13 protein-coding genes and 1 pseudogene are annotated in these 24,826 nt (G+C 67.1%); 8 read left to right on the plus strand and 6 right to left on the minus strand.

What is annotated here, in order from left to right:
- Window positions 1-6 precede the first annotated feature (6 nt).
- Window positions 7-1,386, minus strand: a complete 1,380-nt coding sequence (locus ACN28I_RS07235) for a TolC family protein (RefSeq protein WP_420941369.1) — start codon at window positions 1,384-1,386, stop codon at window positions 7-9.
- 185 nt (window positions 1,387-1,571) lie between these two features.
- On the opposite strand from ACN28I_RS07235, the gene ACN28I_RS07240 reads away from it, so the two are divergent.
- The 3 genes from ACN28I_RS07240 (at window position 1,572) to ACN28I_RS07250 (ending at window position 4,976) form a co-directional block, all read left to right on the plus strand.
- A complete protein-coding gene (locus ACN28I_RS07240; protein ID WP_420941370.1) occupies window positions 1,572-2,495 on the plus strand; it encodes a putative metal-binding motif-containing protein in 924 nt (307 codons plus the stop codon).
- Window positions 2,496-3,504: 1,009 nt separating this feature from the next.
- Complete coding sequence (locus tag ACN28I_RS07245) at window positions 3,505-4,203, plus strand: ABC transporter ATP-binding protein (RefSeq protein ID WP_420941371.1); 699 nt, start codon at window positions 3,505-3,507, stop codon at window positions 4,201-4,203.
- On the plus strand, window positions 4,200-4,976 hold the full coding sequence (locus ACN28I_RS07250) for an MlaE family ABC transporter permease (protein WP_420941372.1): 777 nt from the start codon (window positions 4,200-4,202) through the stop codon (window positions 4,974-4,976). The genes ACN28I_RS07245 and ACN28I_RS07250 overlap by 4 nt, the downstream gene beginning before the upstream one ends.
- A gap of 21 nt (window positions 4,977-4,997) precedes the next feature.
- On the opposite strand, the gene ACN28I_RS07255 is transcribed toward ACN28I_RS07250, so the two are convergent.
- The 5 genes from ACN28I_RS07255 to ACN28I_RS07275 all read right to left on the minus strand — a co-directional run bounded on the left by ACN28I_RS07255 (window position 4,998) and on the right by ACN28I_RS07275 (window position 9,802).
- Window positions 4,998-5,732, minus strand: a complete 735-nt coding sequence (locus tag ACN28I_RS07255; RefSeq protein WP_420941373.1) for a dienelactone hydrolase family protein — start codon at window positions 5,730-5,732, stop codon at window positions 4,998-5,000.
- Window positions 5,733-5,784: 52 nt separating this feature from the next.
- Complete coding sequence (locus ACN28I_RS07260) at window positions 5,785-6,951, minus strand: phage capsid protein (RefSeq protein ID WP_420941374.1); 1,167 nt, start codon at window positions 6,949-6,951, stop codon at window positions 5,785-5,787.
- 190 nt (window positions 6,952-7,141) lie between these two features.
- Window positions 7,142-7,702 carry a hypothetical protein gene (locus ACN28I_RS07265; RefSeq protein WP_420941375.1) on the minus strand — a complete coding sequence of 187 codons (561 nt, stop codon included), beginning with the start codon at window positions 7,700-7,702 and terminating at the stop codon, window positions 7,142-7,144.
- A gap of 406 nt (window positions 7,703-8,108) precedes the next feature.
- Window positions 8,109-8,969 (minus strand): serine/threonine protein kinase, encoded by an 861-nt coding sequence (locus ACN28I_RS07270; protein ID WP_420941376.1) that lies wholly within the window; start codon window positions 8,967-8,969, stop codon window positions 8,109-8,111.
- Window positions 8,966-9,802, minus strand: a complete 837-nt coding sequence (locus ACN28I_RS07275) for a DUF2381 family protein (protein WP_420941377.1) — start codon at window positions 9,800-9,802, stop codon at window positions 8,966-8,968. Before ACN28I_RS07275 ends, ACN28I_RS07270 begins: the two co-directional genes overlap by 4 nt.
- Window positions 9,803-11,018: 1,216 nt before the next feature.
- Here ACN28I_RS07275 and ACN28I_RS07280 point away from each other — a divergent pair.
- The 5 genes and pseudogenes from ACN28I_RS07280 to ACN28I_RS07300 all read left to right on the plus strand — a co-directional run bounded on the left by ACN28I_RS07280 (window position 11,019) and on the right by ACN28I_RS07300 (window position 24,804).
- Window positions 11,019-13,082 (plus strand): hypothetical protein, encoded by a 2,064-nt coding sequence (locus tag ACN28I_RS07280; RefSeq protein ID WP_420941378.1) that lies wholly within the window; start codon window positions 11,019-11,021, stop codon window positions 13,080-13,082.
- Window positions 13,083-13,128: 46 nt separating this feature from the next.
- Window positions 13,129-21,435: a SpvB/TcaC N-terminal domain-containing protein gene (locus ACN28I_RS07285; RefSeq protein WP_420941379.1), complete on the plus strand. Its 8,307-nt coding sequence runs from the start codon at window positions 13,129-13,131 to the stop codon at window positions 21,433-21,435.
- 498 nt (window positions 21,436-21,933) lie between these two features.
- Entirely contained in the window at window positions 21,934-22,437 is a 504-nt protein-coding gene (locus ACN28I_RS07290; protein ID WP_420941380.1) for a DUF5372 family protein, read from the plus strand.
- Window positions 22,434-23,519, plus strand: a pseudogene (locus ACN28I_RS07295) (recombinase family protein); the annotation flags it as partial. The gene ACN28I_RS07290 and the pseudogene ACN28I_RS07295, both read left to right, overlap by 4 nt.
- Window positions 23,520-23,820: 301 nt before the next feature.
- A complete protein-coding gene (locus ACN28I_RS07300) occupies window positions 23,821-24,804 on the plus strand; it encodes a hypothetical protein (protein WP_420948877.1) in 984 nt (327 codons plus the stop codon).
- The last annotated feature ends 22 nt before the right edge of the window (window positions 24,805-24,826 follow it).

Here is a 24,826-nt window from a genome sequence, read left to right on the forward strand (position 1 = left end):
CTTCACTTACGGCTCCTTCCCCAGCGGATCGAGTCCGACGGCGGCCCGCAGCTCCAGGAGCGCGGTGCCCAATGCATAGCGAGCCCGGGCAAGCGCCACCTCGGCCTCGAACTGCCTCACCTGCGCATCGCTCAACGCCAGGGACGATGCAATCCCCTGGCGATAGAGGATGCTCGTCTCCTCCGCGTTCTGGCGGGCGGCGTCGAAGGCCACCTGCCCCCGGTTCAGCGCGGCCTGGGCGGTGCGCAGCGCCACGTTCGCCCGGTCCACCGAGACGTCCACCCGCCGCGTCCGCGCCGCCACGTCCAACTCCTGTATCCGCACCAGCGCGAGCCGCTCCCGCCGCTCCGCGTAGCGCTCGCCCCCGTCGAAGAGCGACCAGCCGAGGTTCACCGACACGAAGGCGTTCCAGTTGCGGCCCGACAGGCCCGCCTCGTTGGTGAGGCTGTACTGCCCGGAGGCCGACAGCGTGGGGAACAGCCGGGCCAGGGGCTCTCGCGCGAGCGCCTGCTGCTGCTCCACCCGCAGCTTCGCCGAGAGGATGTCCGGACGGCGCTCCAGGGCGCCCTCGGCCAGCAGCGCGAAGGCCTCCGCGGGCCGCGAGGCCTCGCCCAGCAGCGTCTCGGGCGCCGACAGCGGGCCCTCCACCGGCGCCACCAGGAGGTAGCCGAGCTCCAACCGGCTCGTCTCGGCTTGACCCACCGCGTCAGCGAGATCCGCCTCCGCGATGGCCACGTCCAACTGCGCGCGCGTCACGTCGTTGGTGCTCGCCAGGCCAGCCTGGGCACGGGCCTTCGCCTCCTCCAGCGACTGCCGGGCGAAAGCGAGCCGGCGCTCGGCGGCCTGGGCCACCTGCTGCAAGCCCAGCGTGGACAGGAAGGCGTCGGCGGCCTGGAAGGACACCTGCCGGCGCGCCTCCACCGCGTCCAGCTTCGTCGCCTCGCGATCCCGGCTCGCCGCCTGGAGGAGCGGAAAGCCGCGCGCGTCGAAGAGGGGCACGGAGGCCGTGGCATTGCCGGACAGGGCGTTGCGCGTCTGGATCACCACCTCCTCGTCCCCCACCCGGCGCACCACGTCCTGCAGGCGGCGGGTATAGGTGGCGCCGACGTTGAGCCTCGGGAGGAAGAAGGCGCGGGCCCGGGCCACACGTGCCTCGGCGGCCTCGGAGCGGGCCTGCGCCGACAGCGCCGTCTCATTGCGCTCGGCCGCCAGCGACACCGCGCGCTCCAGCGTCAGCGGCTCCCGCGGAGTCTCGGGCTGCGTGGCGGACGGAGTCTCGGCTCCGGGCCCTGGGACGGGCCGCAGCTCCTGCGCGCGCGCTTCGGGCACACACAGTGCGAGCCAGGCGCACATGGGGACGACAACGGCGGAACGGATCAAATGCATGGTCGGGCGAAGGGAGATGTTCCGGGACGGGGTAGGACGACAGGCCCCATTTCTTATTCATAGGACCCGAGCGAGCACGATCACGGGAACCCACCTCTCTGGACGCTGCATCGCACATCGGGCTAATGGGGAGAAGGACGAAGACTTTTCGAGTGGGGCGCGGCGCGCCCGGGAATGCCCGAACGATGCGTTTATTCCTGCTGGCGTTGGGAATGGTGGCGCTGTGCGGTTGCCGTGGGGCGGAGGCCGGGGCGGGAGCCGTGCGTGTGGAAATCTTCTACGCGACGTTCCACCCGGGCTGCCTGACTGTGACGGCACTGGACGCGGAGGATGTGAGCCGCACCGAGACGCAACAGCTCACGGTGGAGGATCGCAACAGCGACGCCAAGACGGTAGCTGTTTTCCGCAAGCCGGACTGGAGCCGCCGCCTGCAGGTGATCGCGAGCGCGCACGAGGGCTCGTGCTCGGGGCCGGAGGTGGCCACGAGCACGCGGCAGGTGGAAGTCCCCCCGAGCGGCACCACGGCGGTGTACCTGGACCTGCGCGCGGAGGACCTGGATGGAGACGGCTTCGTCAAGGCGAGCGCGTCCGGCAAGGGCACGGACTGCGACGACACCGACGCCACCGTGTACCCCGGCGCCCCGGAGACGTGTGACGGCAAGGACAGCAACTGCTCCGGCGACGAGGAGGACGCCTCCGGCAAGCGCGGCTACTACGTGGACGCGGACGGCGACGGGCACGGAGATCTCTCCCGGGTGGTGATGGCCTGCACGCAGCCCGCGGGTACGGCACTGGAGCCCGGGGACTGCGACGACACGGACTGGACCGTGCACCCGGCCGCGTTCGAGTTGCGCTGCGACGGGAAGGACGACAACTGCGACGGCAGGGTGGACGAGCAGTTCCTCCTGGGCTCCGCGTGCGAGACGGAGGCTCGGTTGCGCGGGCGTCCGGGTGTGCGGCGAGGGTGGATTCGGCGTGGCGTGCGACAGCTCGGCGACGCCGGTGACGTGGTACGCGGACGGAGACGGAGACGGGCTCGCCGGCACGGTGGCGGCCCTGGCCTGCGAGGCGCCCACGGGCGCGAAGGACGTCGCGGAGGACTGCGATGACACCTCGCGCTTCATCGGCGGCGCCGAGGTGTGCGACCGGCTGGACAACGACTGCGATGGACTCGTGGACGAGGGCGTTTGCGCGACGAACGCCTGGACGACGCGGGCCCTCTGGAGCACGGCGTGGGAGGCGGTGACGACGTACGCGCCGGGGAAGGCGTGGCTCGCGGGCCCGGACGGCTGGCTCGCGCACGTGAGCGGCTCCACGGTAACGGAGGCCACGGGGGTGTGCGGGACCGCGAATGACTGGAAGGTGGCCTGGGCCCGGCCGAGCGACGGACGCGTCTTCATCGGCTCGGCGGAGGGCACGCTCGCCACCACCGGGGTCACGGGCTCCGGGTGCACCACGGGCGTGGTGAGCGGAGTGCCGGGCACCGTCACCGGCATCGTGGGCTACGAGCGGAGCGGCACCACCACGGTGTACGCGGTGACGAGCAGCGGCCACGTGCTGCGCTGGGAGTGGCGGGAGACGACGAGCAGCACCCCGGTGGTGATGACGCGCCTGGCGGCGAACCTGCGGAGCGTGCACGGCCTGGGCCCGGACACGCTGCTCGCCGTGGGCGCCGAGGACTTCCAGCCCGGCGCCGCTCCCCTGCCCCGCGCCTTCCGCCTCCTCACGTTCGCGGAGGCCTGGGTTCGCGAGGAGCTGCCGGAGGACACGGGCACGGGCTACCTGCGCGGCGTGTCCGTGGTGGACGGAGCGCTGGCCTACGCGGTGGGCGAGCACGGCCTGGTGCTCGAGCGCAAGGAAGGGACGTGGCGCAAGCTGCCGTCCCCCGGTGGCGCGCTGGAGCTGCTGGACGTGGCCGCCTTCCACCCCAACGCCCTCTACGTGCTCTCCAACAAGAGCGGCACGTACCTCCACCGCTTCGACGGCACGGCCTGGAGCGAGCCCTACCCGCAGAGCCAGGTGCTCCTGTCGCTCGACGCCATCAGTCCCCTGGAGCAGTGGGCCGCGGGACAGGGTGGCACGCTGGTGCGCTGGGGCGCGCCCTGAGCCCGGGCTGACATGGAGCTGCGCGCCGACAGGCTCTCGATCCGGCAGGGTGGACGGGCCCTCCTCCGGGAGGTGGCGTGCACCCTTCCGCCCGGCAGCCGGGTGCTCGTCCTGGGGCGCTCGGGCGCGGGCAAGACGACGCTGCTCAAGGCGCTCGCGGGGCTGGTGACTCCGGCCAGCGGACAGGTCCTCTGGAATGGCGAGGACGTGGCCCGGATGGCGCCCGCGGAGAAGCGCGCGCGCCAGGCGGCATTCGGCATGGTGTTCCAGACGGATGCCCTGTTCGACTCACTGACGGTGCGCCGCAACGTGCTGCTGCCCCTGGAGCGCCGGCGGGTGCCTCGCGAGGAGGCGGAGGCCCGCGCGGACGAGGTGCTGCGCGCGGTGGGCCTCGCGGAGGCCGCGGACACCCTGCCCGAGCGGCTGTCCGGCGGCATGCGAAAGCGGGCCGGCATCGCACGCGCGCTGGCGGCGAGCCCCTCGGTGCTGCTGGCGGATGATCCCTTCGCGGGGTTGGATCCCGGCACGGCGCGGCAGGTGGCGCGGGTGCTGCTGGAGGTGGCCGGGAGCGGCTCGCTGGTGGTCGCCGCGCCCGAGGTTCCGCCGGAGCTTTCCCTCTCGCGCTGGCTGTACCTGCGCGACGGAGCGCTCGTGCATGACGGCCCGCCCGCCCCCGAGGTGGAGACGCGGACGGACGAGGCGCTCGCGTGACGGCGGCGCTGACGTGGCTCGGTCAGGAGACGCTGGGCGCGGTGCGCGGCGTGGGGACGGTGGCGCTGGTGCTGGCGCGCACGGTGCTGGGGCTGGCGCGGATGGATCGCCGCGAGCTGCTGCGGGGGCTGGTGCAGTTCGGCTGGGGCTCGCTGCCGCTAGCGCTGGCGACGGCGGCGCTGACGGGGGCGACGGTGGTGGTGCAGACGTCGCTGTACGTGGAGCGCTTCGGGGCGAGGGCAATCCTCGGGTGGGCGGCGGGGTACGCGGTGCTGTGGGAGTTCGGCCCGCTGCTGTTGGGACTGGTGATGGCGGCGCGGCTGGGAGCGCGCAACGCGGCGGAGCTGGCGACGATGCAGGTGGGCGGGCAGCTCGAGGGCCTGCGAGGAATTGGATTGGATCCGTTCGCGGTGCTGGTGGCGCCGCGCGTGGTGGCGATGACGGTGAGCGTGGCCAGCCTGTCCGCCCTCACCTTCCTGGTGGCGGTGGTCTTCGAGGCGGTGGCGGCCTTTTTCACGCTGGGCCTGCCGGTGCGGGCCTTCTTCGGCAGCTTCGAGCAGATGCTGCACGCGACGGACGTGCTGGGCGGCATGGTGAAGACGAGCGCCTTCGGGCTGGCGATCGCGCTGGTGTCGACGGCGGTGGGACTGAGGGCCCGGGGAGGCGCCCGGGCGGTGGGCCAGGCGGCGGCGGGCGCGGTGGTGCACGGATGCGGCGCCATCTTCCTGTTGGACTTCCTGCTCACCACCACGCTGGCGATGTGGCTGAGCTGACCTCTCCTCCTGGGCCGCCTGTCACTCCCCGTAGAGGCTCCGCCGGAGGAAGCCGAGCGCCCGGCGCCAGGCATCGTCCCAATCCTCCTGGCGCATCATGTGGTCCGACTCCGGGTACTCGAAGTGCTCGACGTGCAACCCGGGGTGCCACGCCCAGATCGTCCGGGCGAAGTCGCGGGCCCAGTGCGGCGGGACGATGCCATCCCGGCTCGCGTTGAGCAGGAACAGCGGGTGGCGTGCGCAGTCCCACGGGCGGTGGACTGGTGCGTGGTGCATCAGCCCGCGGATCTCCTCGGTGATGGGCCCTTCCCGGGGAGTCCAGTCCGGCGAGCCGAGGAGCGACACCGTGGCCCGCACCCGCGAGTCATTGGCCGCCACGGTCAGCGCCGTGTACGCGCCGAACGAGATGCCCGCGAGCCCGATGGGCCCGTGGCCCTCGGAGACGACGTGGTCGATGACCCGAGAGACATCGTGGGCCGCCTCGCGGATGGCGTGAAGCAGGCGGGCATGGGACTCGGGCGGACCCAGCCTCTCCATCTCATCGAGCCACCCATCGCGCCGGGCCCCGTGGTGCGGAGCGTCCACGCCGACAGCGCTCAAGCCCCAGGTGGCGAGCGCGTTCAGCTCCCCGCGCTGGGTATCCGCGTTCGCGCCGAGCCCGTGCAGGACGAGCACCGCCGGTCCGGGCCGGGGCTCATCATGCACCTTGAGCACGGGAATACGTCCATCCACGTAGAAGCGGTATTCGTCGGGCATGGACGGAGTCTACAGGCCGGGGCGGACACCTGGCTCCCCGGCCCGCAGGGGCTCACGGCTTGCGCATCACGCGCTGGTTTCCGCCGAACGCATCGATGGTCACGATGACGTCATTGGAGCTGCGCTCGAACAGGCCGGGCGTGTAGTTCCGGATGCTCCCGGTCCAGATGGCGCTCGGGCCCGACCAGGTCTCGAAACTCGTGGTCGTGCTGACGTACCCGACGTGGCACTGCCGCAGATGCGGGGCCGTGCTCGAGAGATCGGGCGTCGTGCCCTTGTTCTCGTCGGTGCAGAAGGCGACGCCCACGGGGCCATTGCCCACGCGGATGGCGTAGGGCACGTAGGCGTTGTAGCGCCGCCCGCTGCCCGAGTGGATGGGCGACCGGTAGACGGTGCGGCGCAGCGAGTAGTCCCACGTCCTCCCGCCGTCCCACGACTGGATGGAATTGATGACGTTGGCGCGAACACCCCCCGTCGTGAAGGGCTCGACGCCCTCGGTGACGACCATGAGGCGATCCCCGCCGAGCTGCACGACGGTGGGCATTCCCTCGCGCGACAGCGCTCCGGCCGCCGTCTCCCGCGCGACGGTCACGACGCCGTACGCGGTCCACGGGCCGGTCTTCCCGGTGCGGCCCTGCATGGCGATCCACTGGTGGCCGGGATAGCCCCTCTGCGCGGCCAGCTCCTCGGAGTCGTAATAGATCTGGAGGTCGCCATTGCCGCGGATGAAGAGGAACGGCGCGCCGACGAAGCGGGAGACGGGTCCGACGACGGTGCTGTCGTAGACCCAGGTGTTGCCGTCGTTGTCGCTCCGGGTGACGGTGACGCGGAACTGCCCGTTACTGTGCTCGCGGAAGGCGCAGAAGATGGTCTTCGTGCCGGGGACGCGGAGCATCGTCACATCGCCGAATTCCACGGACGCGTTGTTGGCCACGGAGCCATGGCGGAACCAGCTCACGCCGTTGTTGCTGCTCGCCCAGACCTCGATCTCATGTCCATTGCTGCGCGGGCCGAGCAGCCACCCATCCGAGCGGCGGACGATGCTGCGGATCGGCGCCGCGCCGCTGGCCTTGAGGACGGTCCAGCCCGCCCCCGACAGCGCTTCTTCGCTCTGCGCGACGGGCTCGGGGGAAACGTCGGCGTCCTCGGCGGGGCCGCACGCGCAAAGGGACGCGGTGAAGATGAGGGAGATGGCCCAGACTCCAAACCTCTTGTTCATGACTCCTGCCTTCTTTGGGATGGCCACGGGGTTGCCGGGGCGGCTGACACTGAGCCCTGAATTCTCAGGATTCAATGAAAAGACGAGCCAGCCGCTCCACCGTCCCAAAAAAAGAGCCTCCACCTCCTCGCGGGCCAATGTTTTCGAGGAGTTGCGCATGTCGGAGCCCCGGCCTCTGGCTGGGAGGGACTCAGCGATACTCGGGCGGAGCCAGGACGATGCGAGGGACGCGGTAGCCCTCGGGGCCCTGGAGGACCGTCTCGAAGCGCGGGGCGTTGATGATGACGGCACCCGGGCTGGTATCCACCCGCTCCGGATCCACCTGGGCCCCCTCGAAGGGGATGAAGTTGTACGTCGGCATGCCGTACTGGTGCAGACCGTCGGTGGCCACCCCGCAGATGGGCAGCGTGGAGCCATCTGGCAGGTGCAGGGTGTCGAGCTGGATGTAGACGCGCTTGAACGTCGTCAGCGCCACACCAGACACCGGGTACTTCTGCCTCGCTCCATTCACACGGACAACCATGAGGGCACTGATGGGGCCGGGCTTGACGTTGCGGGTGGGATGTCCGGGGTCGTTCGATGCCGGCGCGAGGCCGGACTCGATGAAGGTGGGGTGCTCCCGGGGCTCGATGCCCAGCTTGACGGGGGTGGCGCGCGCCTCGGCGGGGCATCGGTCGAGATAGCCGATGGGATCGGGCCGCACGGGAGCGGTGGCGCACCCGGCGAGCTGCGCGACCGAAGCTCCCAGCAAGCTCGTGAGCAGGGCACATCGGCGCGAAGGCACCTGCACGGAGGGACAGACGGAACGAGAATCGTCATGGGGAGCAGAGGACACGGGGTGGGTTCCTTTCTCGGAAGGTGCCGGGCAGTCCGGCACACCGGGCTCATCGTGGAAGAGCATCCACCCTAGCCCGAGAAGTGCGGCGCCAAGGACCACCCCGGCGAGGCCCTTCATCCAGCCGCGGCCCCACCCTGCACGCATGGCAGATAGGGCCCGGGGAGACGGAGGAGAAACCGGCTCCACGGGCTCCTCGTCAACGAGTTCCACCACGTCGACCCCCGGAAACCGCGCTCGTATCCGCTCGCGCTCCGGGAGCGATGGAGCGGCCTGCCAGGAGGCCGTGTGCCCCTCCTCTTCCCGGAGCCGCTCCAGCTCCTCACGGACGGCCCGGACACTCGCGGGGCGCTGCTCGGGAGCCCGAGCCAACAACCTCATCGTCAGCACACTGAGGGAAGCGGGAGCCTCGGGGGCGAAGCTCTCGAGGCTCCGGCGGTCCCGAGGCGATGGCCACCAGCAACTTCTCCAGGGAGAGCCTGGGACCGAAGGGATGACACCCGGTGAGAATCTCGTACAGCAGCACGCCCAGCATGTAGAGGTCGGCGGAAGGATGGGCCTTCATGCGGGAGCCCTTTTGATGGGCCTCTTCCACGAGGAAGGCCATGACCTCGGGGGGCTGGCAGTAGAGCGTGCCCGGTGCCACCCCATCCGTCAGAGGGCGTGCGGACGGCAGGTGCACCGCGCCGAGATCAATGAGGAAGGGTTTGTCGTCCCCCTCCCGGACCAAGAGGTTGTCGGCCTTGAGGTCGCGGTGACACAGGCCGCGCTCGTGCATGAACTCCAGAGGCTTCAGCGCCTCGCACAGCACCTCGACCGTGCGGTGGAGCGGGGCACGCTGGCGCCAGCGCCACACGTGGAAGGTACTTCCTGGCACGTACGGCGTGACGAAATAGACGTAGCCGGTGTCAGGGTCGGGCCAGCGGCCCCACTCCAGCACTGGCAGCAAGCCGGGGTGCTCCATCAGCTCCAGCGAGGTCACCTCGCGGCGCATCCAGGCATCCACCTGGTCCTCGTCATCCGGAGATGCGGGCCGGACCGCCATCTTGCACGAATAGAGGTGTCCGCCGCGCTCCATGAGGAAGACGAAGGCGAAACCGCCCACTCCCAGCCGGCGCACCACGCGGAAGTCCCGGATGCGGTGCCGGGCCCGGAGTTGATTGGGGTGCAGCGGCTTTCTCATGGCAATGCCACCGCCGCTTCCAGCGGGAGGAGATGGAAGGCCCCAGGCACGCGCTCCCCGTCCAGGGCCACTTCCAGCCGGGTGGTCCCCTCTGGGAGCAGCGCGGTGAGCACATGGAACTGCTGGTCCTCTTCCTGCGGACCGGACAAGAAGACCACGGGCCACTCCACGAAAGAGGAGCCCTTGTCGAGTGTGGCCCGGAGCCGCATCTGCTTCGGCAGCCAGGGCCGGAGGTCAGGTTGCCAGGTCCTGACAGCCAGGGTGACGAAGAGGCGCTGTCCGAGCCGGAGCAGGGACACGAGCCGTACGACAGACTCCGGCCCGTCGATCTTCCCTATCTTCTGCGGGACGGCGAACGTGGCACGAGCGTCTGGAGCGCTGAGCAACTGAAGAACCAGGGCCTTGGCGGCGTCCTCGTCAGCAGCGGCGGGCGAGGTACGCACCAGGAACACGGAGGCGTCCACCTCGTCGTTCCGGGTGACGAGGGAGAAGCGCAGCGGCCCGGCCCGAGGGGTGGCCCCCACGACGAACGAGAGGCGCTCGCTCTGGGCGAGATCCTCCGAGGGCACGAGCACCAGCCGGTGGTCGTCGATGGGGACGAGTTGGATGCGTCCTCGCACGTCCTGGAACGACAGGGGCCCGAGGGGCACGTCGGACTCCACCAGGGTGGCGGTACCGGCGGCGACGTGCAGCTCGAGAGGCGGCACGCCATCGGGCTGGGAGGACACGAGGAGGGTGCGCTGGCGGAAGACGCTCGCCGCCTGCCCCTCCCGGGCAGAGGCCGAAGCGGAAAACAGCAGGGCCAGCAGGAAGAGCCAGGGACCAGGGCGCACGAGGGGCCTCCGAGAGTCCGCCGACGCTATGGAGACAGACGCACCCGGGCAAGCACAAAGTGACTCGGCCCGTCATGTCGCCCGGGGTGACTCGGGAATGGTACGCCTCCCCGGGTACAGCCCCGAGCCCTCTGGTCCAGGGCCAGGGGCCCTTCAATCACCGGCACACCGCGCGAGCGTCGCCCGGCGTGCTGGAGAGACCCAGGTAGGCCCGGCACTCAGCATCGCTCTCACACCCGGCAAAGGTGCATCGTCCCTCGTGGCACACCTCGAAGGCTGTCGCATCGCACTGGGTGTCATTCGTGCAGCCCACGAAGCACGCGCCATTCGCACAACGGCCGCGTGGATCACCAAGCACGAAGCTACACTCGCGATCCGAGGTGCATCCGGAGGGCACGCAGGTCCCCGCTTCGCAGGCATGGAGTCGCGGGCAGTTCTCATTGGTCTTGCACAAGGCCTTGCAAGCCCCCTCGATACAGCGTGCCCCCTCGTCGAGACAGTCCCCGTTGTCCCGGCACTCCACGCACCGGCTCCCCACACAATACGGTGACGAGAGTGCGGAACACTCCGCGTCTGCAGCGCAGCCCGGTCCCTTGTCCACACAGAGCTCATCCACACATGCGCGATTGCACTGACAGAGCCTGCGATAGGCATCACAGTCGCTCGGGTCGGCCTTACAGGCAGCTTCGTAAGCATCGCAGCCCGAGGCAGGAACGAAATCGGCACAACATCCGGCATCGTTCGCACACTCGACCCGGTAACACGCCTTGCCCGTCACGCTCAGGAGAGGGCTTCCTGGAACGCATGTCTCGTTGATGCAGGCGAGTCCGGTCTCACAATCGTTGCGTGCGCGGCAGCTCTCGCCTGCCGTACCGCGTTGGAACGGTGTGTCGCTCGGCGTTTCACTCGAGCAGCTCGCCATCAGACCGCCGCTCAGCATGACTCCGAGAATGAAAATGAACGACACAGTAGGTCCCAGGCGCACGATCTCCTCCATTGACAGCGTAGATGCTCATTTGAAATCAAAGCGCGCCGCATCGCCACCACGCTTGGAGAGCCGTGATGTCCATTCATCGAGGTGGAATTCCCGCCCCGCTCAAAGTTTCCGCGGTCGCGGTGATATTCCTGATGGCCTCGTTGTCCTGCCAGGGCAGTGAGGACCCCCTCATCACGGGCGAGACGGGAGAAGCTCGCCGCGCGCCGACTCACGCCCCGAGTGCTGGAAGCCAGCACCGACCCTGGGGCCTGGGCGCTCTTCGATCGCGACACCGCCATCGGCTGGAGGCCCTCTGGCGGAGAGGGCCATGCGGATGTCACGGCCCAGTTGGACGGAAGCGCGGAAGTCGCCGCCCTCAAGGTGTTCGGCCCGAGCCCCTACCGTCTCTCGTTGCTCGACGCCCTGGGCCAGCGCATCTCGGGCCCTCATGACCTGGCGGCCCTGCCGCAGGGATGGACGACGTTCCCTCTGCAGGCGCCGCGGCGAATGGGGCGCATCATCCTGAGGTTCGAGCCTTCGGATGAGAACGAAGCGGTGGTGCCCGAAGTGGAACTCTGGGGCACATCGGAGGCGCTGCCGCTCGCATGGGAGCCGGCCACGACCCCTGGCGCAATGCCTTCCGCGGCGCTCGCCGACGTCCTGCCCTTGGCACCTGGGAACGAGAGCCTCAGCCGCGAGCCTGCCAGCAGCCTCTCCGGCTGCTCCACGTTGTCGTTCCAGCTCGCACGCCACCCCGGCGCATACCGGCGTGCCTGGCTGAGCTATCGCGCCGAGGGCGCGTTCCGGCCGCTGGTCCTGACGCGCGGCATCAACGGCGGACCCGTGATGCGCGGGTTCTGGGTGCCACCCGCCACCGATGCCGCGGGCGAGGAGGCAAGGACATTCGTTCATCCCATTGACGCCGAGCACCTGCGCTTCGGGCGCAACCAGGTCGAGTTCTGCCTGCCTGGCGAGGCTCGCGGAACGATCAAGCTCGGCGAGGTCAAGCTCGTGGCCGAGCTGGATCACGGCAGCAATGCCATCGAGTCCGTTTCCATCGCGCCCTTCGATGCCATTCCCACGCAAGGTGCGATGGCCCTGCTCCGCGAGGGGAATGAGGCAGTCACGGTGGCGGCTGGCCAGGAACTGGTCGTTGCCTTCGAGCGATGGATCTCCCCGGACGTGGTTCGCATCGCGGCCGGGGCGGCGAACTGGTCGCTGCGCTGCGTGGATGCCGATGCGGTGGCGCATGACCTGCCGGCCTCGCTCGTCGAGGACACCCCGGGCCTGACTACGTATGCCATCAGCGATGCGGGCCGCGTGCGCTGCGCTGGCCTCCGCCTGCGCCCCTCCGCGGATGTCTCGGTCACGCGCCTGCGCGTGTTCGGCTCGGGCGCTGCTCGCCGCATCGACTTCCCGCGCATCATTCTCGCGTCGGCCCGCGAGCACTTCGGTCATGAAGCTTGGGTGGAGGGTTGGGCACGTGCGCCCAGTCACGTGAGTGGCGGCGTGCGCGTGAGCATCGACAGCCGGGAGACCGACAGCACCACTGGAGTGTTCGCCTCCATGCTCCGGCGCACCACCAAGCCCGATGAGCACTGGCCGGTGACTGTCACCGCCCGCTTCGCCGATGGAAGCACCTTCACGCGTCAGTTCGTGCTCGACCGTGACGCCGGCCTCATGCCTGGCGCTGCCTCTCGAGACCCGGTGCTCAACGACGGCCTCAGCCAGGAGGAGCGCCGCGCCCGCTTCGGTGACGTGGGTCAGATCGCCGAGGCCGAGGTCTCGCCTGGACAGGCCAAGCGTATCGAGCTTGGCACCCGTGTCTCGGTCGAAATCCCGGCCACCGCCATGAAGGGCCGCAAGCGTGTCTCGCTCAAGCAGCTTGATGCTGCCCAGCTCCCAGCCCTGGACCCGGGACTCATCAATGTCACCGCCCCCTTCCGGCGTGCCTACGAGTTCCAGCCGCACGGAGAGAATTTCGACGATGCCCTGAAGGTCTCGTTGCCCTACCAGCCCTCTCTGCTGCCACCCGGCTATGTGCCCGAGGACATCCAGACCTTCTACTACGATGAGACCCTGAAGCGCTGGGAGCCGCTCGCCCGCGCCGGGGTCGCGCGCGAGCGGGAAGTCGTCGAGAGCCTCACCGATCATTTCACAACCATGATCAACGCGATCGTGGTGGCACCCGAGCATCCGCAGATCGCCTCGTTCGATCCCAATCGCCTCAAGGGAATCAAGGCGGCCACTCCCTCAGCGGGCATCCAGCTCATCCAGCCCCCGCAGGTCGAGCTCCAGCGGTGACGCGGCGCTGAACTACCCCCTGGAGCTTCCCCCTGGCCGGCTCGGCGTGCAGCCCTCGTTCGCGCTCGGTTACAGCTCCGCGCGCGGCAACGGCTGGATGGGGCTCGGCTGGGACGTCGGCCTCTCGGCCATCGAGGCCGAGACCCGCTGGGGCGTTCCCCGCTACGACGCGTCCCTCGAGACCGAGACCTACCTCTTCGATGGAGCGCAGCTCTCCCCCACCGCGCACCGAAACCTGCCGAGCCCGCGCTCCACGGGCGACAAGGTGTTCCACCCCCGCATCGAGGGCTCGTTCCAGCGCATCGTGCGCCATGGCACCGGCCCCAGCCAGTACTGGTGGGAGGTCACCGACCGCAAGGGCACGCGCTACTTCTACGGCGGTACACCCGAGACGGGGAGGGCCGCCTCGGCCTGCCTGACGGACGATGCGGGCCACGTCTTCCGCTGGGCCCTGCGTGAGATCCGCGACACCCACGGCAACCGGGTGCGCTTCGACTACGACACAGTCACCTGGAGCGCACCGGGGCAGGTCCCTGGCCGTGAGCTCTACCTGTCTTCGGCGCACTACACGATGCGCGTGGGCGAGGCCACGGCCCCCTACCGCGTGGTCTTCCTGCGCCAGCCCGCGTGCACGGCGGAAAGCCAGACAGGCTGCCGCCCGGACCTCATCGTGAGCGGCCGCGGTGGCTTCAAACAGGTCACCAGCGAACGCCTGGGTCGCATCGAGGTCCACTACCGCCACACGCTCGTGCGCGCCTGGCAGCTCGAGTACGACCAGGGGCCCTTCGGCAAGAGCCGGCTGAAGAAGCTCACCCAGTTCGGCGTGAACAACCGGCCCTTCCCGGGCAACGTCCACACCTTCGAGTACTTCGACGAAGTCACCGAGACGAGCAACGTCTATCGCGGCTTCGATCCGGTGCAGGCATGGAACGCGGGTGCGGAGAAGCCCGATACCGGGCTCGCCTTGCCGGGCGGATTCTACGATGCCATCGGAGAGGCAGATGCCAGCGCCCTGGGTGGCTCGCTGACGCGGTCATTCGGAGGCCACCTGTACGTCGGCGTCGGCTTCGGCATGACCAAGAATATCTCGGTTGGCGTCAAGGTCGGCCGACGGTCCGACGATACCAAGGGCCGGGTCGTGCTCGCGGACATCAACGGTGACGGCCTGGCCGACCGTGTGTTCCGTGGCGCGGGCGGTGGTTATCTCTTCAACCGCAACCAGTCCGGGCCCATGGGCCTCCCAGGCTTCACGCCCTCAGCTCTCCCCGTCGAGGGCCTGCCAGCGCTGTCGCATGAGCGCTCGCTCATGAGTTTGTCCGTCGGCCCCGAGGTGTACTTCACCCCAGGCCAGCTCCACGCGAACATGGCCTTCTCGTCCTCGGAGCAGGACACCTATCTGTCCGACGTCAATGCCGATGAACTGGTGGATCTGGTGCAAGGATCCACCGTCTACTTCAACTGGCGGCGCGCGGACGGCCTGCCCCGATTCGTTCCCGGGGACAGCAGTGGCACTCCGGTGCGTATTGGCGCGAGCGCCGTGTCTCCCGATGTGCTGCCCGCGTCCTTCGAGGATCCCGAATTCGAAACCGAGCTCGACCGCAATTCACCTCCCGTGGACACGGTCCGGAGCTGGCAGGCGCCCTACCCGGGGCGTGTGCGCATCTCTGGCGAGGTGCGGTTGAGCGGGGCCCAGCGCTCTGGCGGGGATGGTCTCCGGGCCGCCATCGAGCATGAGGGCACGCAGCTCTGGACGCACGTCTTCAGCGCCACCGAGACCCAACCGCAGAATCCCAGCGTGGAAGTCGATGTCGCCGCTGGCGAGCGCATCCTCTTCCGTCTCCACGCCCTGGAGAATGCGTGGGATGACCGGGTGAAGTGGAGCCCGGTCGTCGAATACCTGGGGATGGCTCCGGGCAAGGACGAGAACCTCCTCGACGTCCGTCGCTTCGACGCCACGAACGAGTTCGTGCTCGCCGGACGCGCCGGCACCGGAATGAACGTCCCCTATGCCGGTGCCCTGCGGGTCTCGTGCCGGCTCACCAAGCTGCGCGAGACGTCCGATGACGTCACCGTCATGCTCATGGTCGACGGCAGACCGGCGTTCTCCCAGGTACTCCCCCACTCGTCCCGGAGCACCTTCAACCTCGATCAGACCATCACGGTCAGCGCCCGGAGCTTCGTCTCGCTCCGAATCCACTCGGATTCGCCCGTCGATCTGACCGCACTGGCCTTCGAGCCCATCAGCGGCACGGACGGGAGCCTCAAGCACGGTCCATGGATCCGTTACGTGAGTGCGCGGGACGAGAATGGCCGGACCGTGCCCGTCGTGGATCACGAAGGAAAGCCGACTTTCGACATCCCGTTGGTCTACGACATGACCACGTATTCGCGGCGCACACCGGAGAGCCCGGCACCAGCGTTCGTGCCAACGGTCAGCGGGACCGTCTCCCTCGCGGCGACAATCGATGCGGGCAGTACGCTTCACAAGGGCACGGTTACCTTCACGGCGAAGAGCCAGGGGCGCCTGCTCGGAAAGAGGCAGGTCACCATCGACAATGGCGGCAGTCATACGGTGCTCCTGGATGTGCCGGTGACAGCCAACGAGCCGGTCTTCTTCTCCTTCTCCGTGAGCACTCCGGAGCTTTTCGACGCTGTCCGGACCTCTGTCTCCAGGGGCATCCTCCCACTCCCGTCCATCCGCTACGGCGTGGCACAACCGGGCAGGCTCTCGCATGGCTATCGAGGCTGGGCCTACGGTGGCTACAACGGTGGTGAGGAGCGGGGCGAGCAGCCCATTCCGCCTGGCGAGCTCGACAAGCCGCCGCCCTTCGAGACCAGCGATCCCCCCTCTGAGGAGACGGCCCCCGACATGGCCCGCCAGTTCTCCCAGGAGGGCATGAAGGCATTCGCGTTGGTGCCCATGCCCGACACGATGCCCTGCCGCTACACCGCGGAGGATGCCTTCGAGTGCAGCCCGGTGCGAGGCGGGCACTGGCAGGGGCCCCATGAGCTCATCTATGTGACCGCGACCGAGATGTCGACCACACGGCTCGGGGGTCCGCTGATTCGGCTCCCGAAGCCGGCCCAGCTCGCCGGAACCGCGGCTGTGCCCCGCATCTCCCGCTCGCGCAACACGGCCCTGGGTGGCGGCGCCGGTCCCGCCTCCTTCTCCAAGTCCGAGGGGAAGTCGCGCGGCCTGCTCGACTTCCTCGACATGAATGGCGATGGCTTCCCCGATGTGGTGTCTCCGGAGCGTGTCCAGTACACGTCGCCCCTGGGAGTCCTCGCCGAGCAGCGTGAGGTGCCGAGCCGTGAGCTGCGAATCACCAGCAGCGAGAGCTCGACCTTTGGCATTGGCGGCAACATCTCCAGCGCGATCTCCACCGCGCGCGGTCTGATGGGTGGCGGTGCCGAAAAAACCGGAGGTGGCTCCGCCAGCACCCAGCAGATGCAGCCGGTCGGATTCTCCCTGAGCCTGGGCGCCAGTGAGGGCGATGCCACGTCCGAAGCAGACCTCATGGACGTCAACGGTGATGGCCTGCCCGACCGGGTGTGGAAGGGAGCGGGAACGCTGGATGTGGCACTCAACCTGGGCTACCGGTTCGCGCCTCGCGAGCCCTGGGGCTGGGCAGTCATCCATGAAGGTGTCACCCGGGAAAAGAACGCGGGGGCATCCCTTGGCTTCAACGATGGCATCTACGGGTTCGGCGGAGGCATCAACGGAAGCAACAGCCAGTCCGGAACCGGCTCGGGCGGTGTCACCCAATGCGGCGGGTCCCTGCTCGATGTCAACGGCGACGGTCTGCTCGATTGCGCCGAGCAGGCAGGCGATGGGCTGCGAGTGTGGTTCAACCAGGGCCATCGCATCGCAGCGACCCCGGTGAATTGGAGAGGTGGTGCAGGCGGCAAGGACATCACCGAGAACCAGTCGACCACCCTTGGAGGTGGCGCCTACTTCACCATCAGCATTCCTGTCTTTGTTGGCATCAGCCTCATCATCAACCCAGGCGTGGACTTCGGCGAATCGGTCGGCCGGCCCACGGTCTCCATCCAAGACATCAATGGTGACGGGTATCCTGATCATCTCGTCTCCAGCAACCCGCACGAGATCCAGGTAGCTCGCAACCGCACGGGCCGCACGGACCTCCTGCGGCACGTGAAGCGTCCACTGGGCGCGGAGTTCTGGCTCGACTACACGCGTACCGGCAACACCCAGGACATGCCGCAGAGCCGCTGGGCCTTGAGCGAGGTCAAGGTCTACGACGGCCAGGCCGACTCCACCGAGCTGGGCCAGGTCACCGACTACTCGCTGCAGCGCATGCGTTATGAGGGAGGCCGCTACGACCGCTACGAGCGCGAGTCCTACGGCTTCGCCCGGGTCGAGGTCGACACGCTGGATACCCGCGGCTGGAATGGCGTCTCGTCTCCGAGCGCGCTGCCGGTCTACCGCCGCCAGAAGCTCGGGTTCCGTAACAACGGCTATCACGAGCGCGGTCTCATGGCCGCGTCGCAACTCCTGGGCGGCGACGGCTCCGTCTTCGAGCGCGCCACCTACAAGTACGAACTCCGCGACATCGAAAGCGGCCGGGTGCTGACGCCCGAGCAGGCGGCGCGTACCGAGGCGGTGTTCCCAGCGCAGGTGGAGGAGCACCACTATCAGCACGAGGGCGCTCCCGACGCGTTCATCCACACCTTTACCACCCAGGACTACGACACCTACGGCAACGTCATCTCGCTCCATGACGCGGGAGGACCGGGAGCCAGTGACGACTATCGGGCGGAAATCCAATACACGGGCCGGTTGTCCACCTGCCGCGCGCACCACATCGTGGGGGTGGCCGATCGCATCATCGTGCGGGATGCGGCTGGCGCGCTCCTGCGCAAGCGGGAAGCCGACGTGGACTGCGCTAGTGGCACGGGCGACGTGCGCCAGATTCGCGTGTCCCTTGACAGTGACACAGTGGCCCACACGGATCTCACCTACGACACCGATGGCAACCTGAAGAGCGTCACCTCTCCCCCCAATCACAACGGCCAGCGCTACCAGCTCCGCTATACCTATGAAGACGAGGTGCGGACCCACGTGGTTCGCATTGACGACAGCTTCAACTACTACTCCACGGCTGGGCATGACCTGCGCTTCGGTGCGCCCACGAGCGAGTTCGACATCAATGGCAATCCGGTGCTCACCGAGTACGACGACTTCGGGCGCATCTCGCGTGTCCGTGGGCCGTATGAGATAGAGCGAGGGCTCGATTACACCATCCGTTTCACGTACCGGCCCGATGCCGTGGTGCCCTATGCCACCACCGCGAACATGGATGTGTTCCGTAACGTGGCCGATCCGATCGAGACGGTGACTTTCATAGATGGCCTCGGCCAAGCCATCCAGACGAAGAAGGATGGGACCCTGCATCGTGGGGTCGATGCTGCGGCCCAGGACGTCATGATCGTGTCCGGCCGCACGCACCTCGATCCTTGGGGCCGGGTGGTCGCGCGGTGGTATCCTACCGAGGAGCCCAAGAGCACGGCGCGCAATCTGGCGTTCACCCGGCCCGTGGACACCAGCGCGCCACCCGCGCGTATCACCCACGACCTGCTCGATCGCGAGCTCCAGGTCGTAATGCCTGATGACGCGCGGACGCAGAAGACCTATGCGCTGGCGCCAGCACTCTCGGGTGGCGGCCTGTGGGCACTGACCACCACGCTCGACGCCGAGAACAACCGCCGCGATGCCTTGCGTGACGCGCGCGAAAACATCCGCGCAGTGGTCGAGTACCTCGACGGACGAGGGATCACCACGCGCTACGAGTACGATCCTCTCAAGCAGATCCGGCGTGTGCTCGACGCGGCCGGCAATCTCACGCGGTCGGAGTACGACCTGGGCGGCCGGCGAACCGACGTAGTCCATCCGGATAGCGGGCACACCGAGATGGTCTACGACGAAGCGGGCAATGTCATCCGGCGAATCACAGCCAACCTGAGGCGCGAAGGTGGGGCGATCGAATACCGCTACGACTTCACTCATCTGATCGGGATCCGCTATCCTCGCTACCAGGACAACGACGTAACCTATGCCTGGGGCGGGGCCGCACTGCGTGGACAGGGCGGCAATCGCGTGGGTCGGCTCGTGCGCGTGGACGACAGTAGCGGCTTCGAGGAGCGGCGCTACGGCGCGCTTGGCGAGACCACCTACGAGCGGCGCAGCATCGACAGCCGCACCATGGGCAACAGTTCCAATAGCCCCGAGATCTACGTGACGCGGTATCTCTACGATACCTGGGGGCGGCTGCAGCAGCTGGTCTACCCAGATACCGAGGTGCTCACGTATGCCTACGACTCGGGCGGGCAGCCCCGTGCGGTCGAGGGCGTGAAGCTGGGCGTCCTGTTCCCATACGTGACCCGGTTGGAGTACGACCGGTTCGAGCAGCGTGAGTTCCAGCAAACCGGGAACGGCATCCGTACGCACTATGAGTATGATGCGCGCAGCCGACGACTCTCCACCCTGGAAGCCGGAGAGTTCCAGCGGTTTACGTATAATTTTGACAAGGTTGGCAACGTCACCAACCTGGTCAATGACGTCCCGAATGCAAGGCCGAACGAGTACGGCGGGCGGGTCGAGCAGCGCTTCGTCTACGATGAACTGTACCGGTTGACCAGCGCGACCGGCACATGGTTCCAGCCGCCAGGGAAGAGTAACGAATACTCGTACGTGTTGCACTACGACGATATCCATAACATCCGCTCCAAGAACCAGCAGCATTGGATCCGCAACCGTGGTGACGGCAAACCCATCCCGCAGCACAAGACCACCTACGCGTGGAATTATGATTACGGCTCCACCAAGCCGCATGCGGCAACACATATTGGCGACCGGACGTTCTTCTACGATGCCAACGGTAACCAGACGGGGTGGGACCACGACCGCAATGGGCAGCGCCGCACGATCGTATGGGATGAAGAGAACCGTATCCGCTCGATCTCCGACAATGGGCGGGCCACGCGCTTCGTTTACGACGACGGTGGTGATCGAATCATCAAGACGGGAGCGCAAGGTGAGACCGTCTATGTGAATGACAAGTGGACCGTGAGAAACCGGTCCGTGGGGACCAAGCACGTCTATGTTGGCACGACACGCATTGCGTCCAAGCTGTCACCAGGCGCCTCGCACGTGCGGCCAGATGACCATGACCTGGTCTCCATGATGCTTGGCAAGTGGTGGGAGCATCGATCGGCGAACGGCCACCAGAGCGGTCGCAATGTGGAGAAGAATCCACATTACGAAGTGCCAAGCGAGATGCCGGATGATGGGATGCCGGATACGAACTTCCTGTATTTCTATCATCCTGATCATATCGGCAGCACGAGCTACGTGACCGATGTAGACGGAGAACTGTACGAGCACGTGCAGTACTTCCCGTCTGGCGAACCATGGGTTGACCAGAGGTCGAACACAGAGCGGCTACCACATCTGTTCAGCGGCAAAGAACTCGATCAGGAGACTGGGCTCCATTACTTCGGGGCGCGCTACTACGACCCACGTGTGGGGCTATGGGCGAGCGCGGATCCCGCAGCTACCGACTACCTCGATGGGGAAGTCGGCATTGGCGGCGTGTTCCATCCAGTCAATCTGGCGACATACGCTTACGCAGGGCACAACCCACAAAAATATACCGATCCAGATGGCCGCGCGCTCACCGTGCCCGCTGCGGTAGCTGGCTTCTTGGTCGGCGGTGCTATTGGTGGTGGCGTAGAGCTTGGCCGTCAACTCTGGCGCGGAGAAGATGTCAATTGGAGTCGCGTTACTGCAACGGCAGCAGGTGGCGCAGTCACAGGAGGGCTTGCTGGCCTAACGGCGGGAGGCAGCATCCTAGCGCAGGGGGCCGTAGCTGGAGTTACAAGTGCCGCTGGAGGCACAGCTACACGGGCAGCACTTGGTGAGGAGACGACAGGCGCTGACATAGCAATGGATGCTGCGGTGGGGGTCCTGAGCTTCGGTATCGTAAAGGGCGGAAGCGCCATATTGCGCTCCGCAGCGCCACTGGTTGGGACCAACCAACTGAGGACAGCCCTGGGTACAGCATCAGAGGTATACAAGGGCTCAACCCGACTGGGTCATGCGTTGTCCAAGCATGCAGGACGGAATCCTCAAATATGGGGCAAGGTAAACGGCAACCAAAGCACGTGGCATGGACAGGCGATGCAACACTTCAGGGATATTGTCCGGGGGCCGGGCTCGTTCAAGAAAGTTACCGATCCAAAAACGGGCCTTGGATGGATTGAAAAACGGCTTCCGGATGGCCGGGGAATTCGACTCAATCAAGACTTCACCTTCAAGGGATTCGTCGACTGATGGGTCAGTTGGTGGAACTTATATTCGAAGGGCAGGAGGCAGATGCTGCATTCCGCCTCGTTGACGACATTCTGTCGAGGTCAACAGGCGTGATGCGAGCGAGCCTGGATGGAGAGAAATGCGATCCAGGGACTGCACTACCTGAGCTTCTGCCAGGGCTTCACACTGCGACAGTTTTGATGCTCAGGTCTTTCGATTTGCCAGGGATTGGCCATATCCCAGGCGTCTCCATCAGACTTCTGCGGGTAGGAAATCTGGTGGACGTAGAGCTTGGTATCGATTTAGACAAGGTTTTAGATCCCAGTCAACTCAGCGAGGCGCTCTTCCTCTTGGCTGGGGAACTCGCAGGGCGTCATTCGGCGTCGTCATACTTCGCCGGGCTGGAACCTGCAGTAGACGAAGAGACTCGGATTTTCACAGGGCGAAAGAAAGGCCCGTTCTGGTTTCCAAGTTCCCATTCATAAGCGGTTCAATCGGCACTCTCCCTCCTGCGGACCAATGCTTTCGAGGGTTTGCGCGGGTCTGGCAAGCCCCCAACGACGCCCCCCCTTAAAGACGCAGCCGTCGAGAGATTGGGTGGTCATCACCCACCCGCTCCATCCGTTCGTGGGGCGTGCATTCCCCGTGCAGCAGCGCCTGCGCTACCTCGGCCGCCCCAGCGTCGTGCTGCTGTTTCCCGATGGCCGGCTCGCGAAGGTTCCCGAGGATTGGACGGACCTACGGCCCAGGCCCCCACCGCTCGAGTTCCGAGGGAAATGTCCGAAGCTGCACCCTGAATCGCTCCGCGAGCTGAGTGTTCTTCTCGATGACTTGAGGAATAAGTCCCGGCTCCATGACCAGGAAGGTAGTGCGTCGGACGAGAAGCGCCAACGGCCGGTCATCGCCGGGCGAGCTCTTCACCGCACTGCCCGCGGCGGCCCGGCACGAGCTGCTGGGCGTGCTGGCCGACGTGCTGTTCAAGGCCCTCACCAAGGCTCCCGCGGGAAGCGAGGCAAGAGATGAGCACCAAGATTCGGTCAGAGCACCTGGCCAGACCCGCGCTGGTGTACATCCGCCAATCCACCCTGTTGCAGGTCCACGAGCACCGCGAGTCGACTGAGCGCCAGTACGCCCTGGTGGAGCTGGCCAAGAAACTCGGCTGGGACGCCACTCAGGTGGAGGTCATCGATGAGGACCTGGGTCAGAGCGGTGCCAGTGCCACCCGGCGCAAGGGCTTCCAGCGGCTGACGGCCAAGGTCAGCCTCGGCAAGGTGGGCGCCGTCTTGTCGCTGGAGGTGTCACGCCTGGCGCGCTCCTCATCCGATTGGCATCGGCTGCTCGACCTCTGTGCGCTCTCCGACACGCTCATCATCGATGACGATGGCGTCTACGACGCCAACGACTTCAATGACCGGCTGGTGCTGGGCATGAAGGGCACCATGAGTGACGCCGAGCGCCACTCCATGCGCCTGCGCCTGCAAGGCGGCATCCTGCACAAGGCGAAGAAGGGTGAGCTCGTCTATCCCCCGCCCACCGGCTACATCTTCGAGGACGGTGCGCTCGTCTTCGACCCCGACGAGCAGGTGCAGAAGGCCCTCCGTCTCCTCTTCGAGCGCTTCCGCCTGGAGGGCAGTGTCAGCGGCGCCGTGCGTTACTTCACCCGCAACAAGCTGCTCTTCCCCTCACGGCATGCCCACCGGGGCGCTCCGGCGGAAATTCGCTGGCACGCGTTGGATGTCCCGCGTGCCGTGTCCATCCTGCGCAATCCAGTCTACGCCGGAGCCTACGCCTGGGGCCGCAATCGCGACCGGCGCGTCCTCGTCGAAGGAGAGATGCGACGCAAGCACGAGACGCTCCAGGAGCCAGAGCAGTGGCATGCGTTCCTGCGCGATGCGCACCCCGCGTACATCTCCTGGGAGCAGTACCTGGAGAACTTGAAGCGCCTCGAAGACAATGCGGTCAGAGGGGCGCATGTGCGCGGCCGAGGTGCGCCACGCGGAGGTCCGGCGTTGCTCCAGGGGCTGGTGCTGTGCGGCAAGTGTGGCCGGCGGATGCACCCGGACTACTCCGTCGCCGACGACCCCAGCTACCAGTGCAGCCGGCGCATCTATGGCGAGGGCAACTGCTGGTCCACAGTCGCACGCCGCATTGACGACAAGATAGTCGAGACCCTGCTGGTGGCTTTCGCCCCGCCCGAATTGGACCTGTCGCTGGCGGTCCTCAAGGAGGTGGAGCGGCAGGCCGAGGAGGTCAACCGCCAGTGGAAGCTGCGCCTGGAGCGGGTGCGCTACGAGGCCCAGCGCGCCGAGCGCCAGTACAACGCCGTGGAGCCGGAGAATCGCGTGGTGGCCCGCACGCTGGAGTCGCGATGGAATCAGAAGCTCGAGGAACTCGCGCGGGTCGAGCATGAGTACGAGCAGGCCAGGAGCACCCGTCCGCTGGAGGCTCTCGGACAAGGACAAGAAGAAGATACTAACGCTGGCGGGCGACCTGCCCGCGCTGTGGAACGCGCCGACCACGACCAACTCGGACAAGAAGCGGATACTGCGGCTGCTCATCCAAGAGGTGGTGCTCTCGCCGGTGGACGTGCCCAAGCGGGCCACCCGCATCCGAATCCTCTGGAAGACAGGGGCCATCACCGAGTTGCAGACGCCTCGGCCCACATTTTCCGAATCCAGAAGGACGTCACCCCAAGTCATCGCCAAGATTCGCAAGCTCGCCAGGAAGCATTACTGCGATTCGCAAATAGCAGAGGAGCTCAACCGGCGTGGCTTGAAGAGCGGCCTGCGGCACACCTTCACCAACCGCCTGGTGGCGGGCATTCGCAAGCGAGAGGGCATTCGTGCTGGACGAACTGCTGGAGGATTCAGCATCCGCGCGCCCGAGCGCGACGAGCAGGGGCTCTATTCCGTCCGCGGTCTCATCGCGCATTTCGGAGTGACGGCCCCCATGGTCCACTACTGGGTCCACCGCGGCCTGATAACCCCCGTGCACAGCCGCACGCCCATGCACAAGTGGAACAAGGAGCCCTTCTGGTTCGAGATGACGCCCGAATTGGAGGCGCTCCTGGCCAGGGCGCGCGAGCAGGGCTACGCACCGGGCAAACCGCCGCATCACCGAGGTCACAGTCACCATCCGCGCCCGCCGGCTCGTCTGCCGGACGGCCGCTACTCCACGCGCGGGCTCGTCGAGAAGTACGGAGTAACCTGGGACACCGTGCGGTACTGGATAAAGAAGGGCATCCTCACGCCCGAGCGCGCTCTACCGAAGGGCAATTTCTGCTTCCGGCTGACCCACGAGGTGGAGCAGCTCATCCAGGCCGCCCTTGCTCGAAAACGGACGTCACGCCGTCCCACGCAGCACCACCATCATCACATCCATTCCCGCTAACACAGGTGTCCTGATGCAGGTT

The sequence above is a fragment of the Archangium gephyra genome, from assembly GCF_049060025.1.
GTDB lineage: Bacteria > Myxococcota > Myxococcia > Myxococcales > Myxococcaceae > Archangium > Archangium gephyra_A.